This window comes from Novosphingobium aquimarinum (assembly GCF_009746585.1).
In the GTDB taxonomy this organism is placed as follows: Bacteria; Pseudomonadota; Alphaproteobacteria; order Sphingomonadales; family Sphingomonadaceae; genus Novosphingobium; species Novosphingobium aquimarinum.
Genome location: NZ_WRPO01000050.1, coordinates 1 through 3,700, shown reverse-complemented (window position 1 = coordinate 3,700; position 3,700 = coordinate 1). Strand labels below are relative to the sequence as shown.

Genomic DNA, 3,700 nt, shown 5'->3' with positions numbered 1-3,700 from the left:
GTATTCTTTGCAGTCGCAGTTTATGTCGAGCGTGGCGGCAGGAGGCGCAGGTTTCCTTCGGTTTTCCATGATTTCACTCCAGATAATATATGAGGATCAGGGGAATGTCTGGGGACGGGTCAGGCCAGTCTTCGAACGTCGGTAAGCATGGTGATCAGAGCGTCGGATGGCGGCTTGAAGCGTCCGGGCATGATGGCGGGGGCGCCGTGGGCCGCGAGAATCTGCAGCTTCTCCTCGGGATCGGCGCGCAGATAGGCCTCGGTACTTTGGATGCTGGCGTGGCCGAGCCACAGCGCGACTTTGCGAATGTCACCTGTCGCCGCCAACGTATGCATGGCGCAGGAATGGCGCAGCACGTGCGGCGTGACCCGTTTTCCGAGGATCGAAGGCTGCTTGATTCCGGCAATCTTAACGTGTTCGGCCAGTCGGAATGCGAACCCGTCACGCGTCATGGGCTGCCCGTTCGCGTTGAGAAATATCTCGGAAACCTGCGCTTCGGGGCGGATCGCAAGCCATGCGCGCAATGCGATCTGGGTCTCTTTCCAGAGCGGCAAGACCCGTTCGCGGCGGCCCTTTCCCATGATGTGCATGGTGGACAGCGAACGGTCCGGGAAATCGCGCTGTTGCAGCGATACGAGTTCCGACACCCTGAGCCCGCCAGCATAGGCCAGGTGCAACATAGCGCGGTCACGAGTGCCGAGGCGGGTCCGGGGATCAGGTGCATCAAGCAAAGCCTTGATCTCTGCCCGGTCGAGGTAGTCGATCAGTGCCTTGTCGGTCTTCTTGGTTGGAATCGCACGAATGCGCAGGGCCTGATCGAGACAGGCAGGCACGCGATACTCGATGTACCGGAAGAATGATCGGATCGCTGCCAATCGGCCATTGCGGGTCCTCACGCAGCTGCCGCGTCCGTTCTCAACATGGTCGAGGAAGGCCAGGATGAGGTCCGTGCCGAGATCCTCGACCTCAAGATCGGTTGGCCGACGCTTCAACCGGTCGGCAGCGAACCGGACCAGCAGCACGAAGCAGTTGGCGTAGGTCTTCACCGTGTGCGGGCTGACGGCGCGGTCGCGCGGAAGATGTTCGCGCAGGTACGCCGAGAGATAAGGGGCGAGTGCCGTCATGCCGCTTCTCCCAGGTAAAGGTGTTCGCTGGCGACCGCGATGTCGCGCAGCAACACCGGGGTGGCCTCGACATACCAGTAGGTGTTGGCGACCGACGCGTGTCCCAGATAGACGCTGAGGCCGGCCATGTGATGTGCCACGGCCTCCCTGTCCGGCGGACAGGACTCCAGCGAGCGCACGGCGAAGGTATGGCGCAAATCGTGCATCCGCATACCCGCTGTTCCGGTCGGTCCGCGGTATCCAAGCTGTCGTGCCAACCGGACGAACACGATGTGGGCGCGAACCTTGTGGGGTGCCCGTCCTCGGATGGTGACGAACAGGTCATTGCCCGTGGCGCCGAGCCTCGCTCGGGTCGCGAGATATGCTTCGAGCGCCTGCCGGGTCGACGGTTGCAACGCGACGAGGCGCTGCTTGCCGAACTTGCCATTGCGAATGATCAACCCGTCTTCGCCCAGATCGTCACACTGTAGCGCGAGGGCTTCGGAAATCCTCAGGCCAGTCGCTGCCAGCAATCCGAACAGGCAATGGTAGGTGTGGGGGCTGATTGTGCCTTTGGGCGGCAGGTCCAGCGCCGCGGCCATGATGGCGCGGATCTGTTCGGGCTCGATGATATACGGGGTCGGGCGTGGACGCTTACCCCGGCCGAAGACGCCAGCAGGAGGCACTTCGTGGGCGGGTTCCTCGGCATGGGCGAAAAGGCTGAAGTTGCGAACGGTGTCGAAGCGGGTCTGTGCCACATATTGCGAGCTCGCCGTGTGGCACCAGTCGTAGATGCGCTGGACCTGGGTGTGTTGGTCACCGAAATGCCCTGCGTAGGCTGCATAGAGGCGGAGCAGCCGATCCTGTTCGTCATACTTCCGGCCAAGACTGCGGTGCAGTGCAACGTAGCGGGAAATGTGCGTGTTCAGCATGACGGTTCTCCTGGCCATGGCTGGGCGATCTTCATGAGCATCGGCAGATCGACCTTGGCGTAGATGGCGGTGGTCTCGGGTGAGCTGTGGCGCAGGATGGTCCCGACGGACTCCAGCCCCGCGCCTGCGCGCAGCAAGTTGGTGGCAAGCGAATGCCGGAAGATGTGCGATCCGGTCGGCACGCCCTGGATCCCGCCGCGTTCACGCGTGCGCGCAACTATGCCGGCAATCTCGGCGGACGAACGGAATGGCCGGAACGGGGCTTGCGCGCGTACGAACAAGTGCGGATCGGCGGCCTTGGGACGGGCCGTGGCAATGTAGTCCAGGATCGCGTCGCCAACATCCTGGGGTAACGGCAGCCGGTCTGGCCGTCTGGTCTTGCCCTTGACCGTCAGATGACCGGACCGCCAGTCGATGTCTTCGAGGTGCATATCCTGAATATCGCCGGCACGCAGGCCGAGCCTGGCGAGCAGAAGAATGATGGCCTTGTCCCGAACTTCCACTGGGCGGCCTGTCGGACAGGCGTCGATGATCTGCTCGACCGTTGCCGGGTCGACGTGGCGGGGCAGCGTCGACAGGCGGTATCGCTGGACCGAAGGGATCGCGTGCAACAGTGCCGGTCGACACTCGCCTTGCCCAATCAAAAAGCGGATGTAGCTCCGCATGATCGTGACGATCAGCGAGACGGATCCCGGCGTCTCCTTGCTTCGTCGTTCAAACGCCCGCCTGAGCGCCGCCGCATCCCATTGCGAAGGCTCGCCCAGCATGGGCATGAGCCGACGAATGTCGGCCCGGTAGCGGCGGATCGTCTCTTCGGTGGCGCCGCGATGTTGCCGAAGCCAGGCAAGGTAAGCCGCCATGTGCGGGTCAGCATCCGCCACCGGTTCGACTGGTGGGATGGCACCCTGCCGCCGCAGAAACTCGACGAAGTGCCGAGCGCACCGCCGTCGACGCTTCGCACCTGATGCAACGAGCTTGCCTCGCTTGCGCCAGACCGGACAGCGACAAACATGCGCGCCGTACTGGTCGATGATCGTGTCGTCGATATCGGCCCACCGCCGCCGCACAATGCGAAGCCAGGCCGCGAAATGCTCGGCCTCGGATCGATAGGACTGGGCCGGTCCTTGCGCGAGTTGCAAGCGATCGATCCCATCGAAATAGTCGGCGAGGTACCGTGGCAGATCGTCCATCCCGTCGTCGACATCGACGTAGCCTTGATCTTCCAGGAAGCGGACGAAGCGCCTGACCCGCGCTGCAATGTCCGCCTTATAAACTGGCTGCTGCGCCGAATACCGGTGGCAACGGCACCGATGCTTCTCGAACCGCCGAACGGTCCGATCGTCGATCGTGCGGATCGCGATCCCGTGCAGTTCCATCCAATGCAGGAAATGACGGGCCGCAGCGCCAAACAGAACCGCACTGCCTGACCTCTCGTCGAGCGACAGAGAGGAGAGGAATGCGGTGAGTAGAGCGTCGTGACTGGGCGGGTCGTCGACCCGGAGCGGGGCCGCTCGAAACGGCAATGATGATCTTGATCGCATGTTGGTTCCTTCGACTTGTTGAGGTCGAGGGAACCGTAATTATCTGGAGTGAAATCATGGAAAACCGAAGGAAACCTGCGCCTCCTGCCGCCACGCTCGACATAAACTGCGACTGCAAAGAATA

Annotated in this window: 3 protein-coding genes; all 3 read right to left on the bottom strand. The window is 62.6% G+C overall.

What is annotated here, in order from left to right:
• Window positions 1-119: 119 nt before the first annotated feature.
• From GQO94_RS20650 to GQO94_RS20640, 3 genes are read right to left on the bottom strand one after another with little or no spacing between them, the layout of a single operon-like run.
• Window positions 120-1,124 carry a tyrosine-type recombinase/integrase gene (locus GQO94_RS20650; protein ID WP_155188124.1) on the bottom strand — a complete coding sequence of 335 codons (1,005 nt, stop codon included), beginning with the start codon at window positions 1,122-1,124 and terminating at the stop codon, window positions 120-122.
• Window positions 1,121-2,035 (bottom strand): tyrosine-type recombinase/integrase, encoded by a 915-nt coding sequence (locus tag GQO94_RS20645; RefSeq protein WP_095687466.1) that lies wholly within the window; start codon window positions 2,033-2,035, stop codon window positions 1,121-1,123. Before GQO94_RS20645 ends, GQO94_RS20650 begins: the two co-directional genes overlap by 4 nt.
• The gene (locus tag GQO94_RS20640; protein ID WP_095687465.1) at window positions 2,029-3,576 is read right to left on the bottom strand and encodes a tyrosine-type recombinase/integrase; all 1,548 of its coding nucleotides are present in this window, start codon (window positions 3,574-3,576) and stop codon (window positions 2,029-2,031) included. Before GQO94_RS20640 ends, GQO94_RS20645 begins: the two co-directional genes overlap by 7 nt.
• Window positions 3,577-3,700 lie beyond the last annotated feature (124 nt).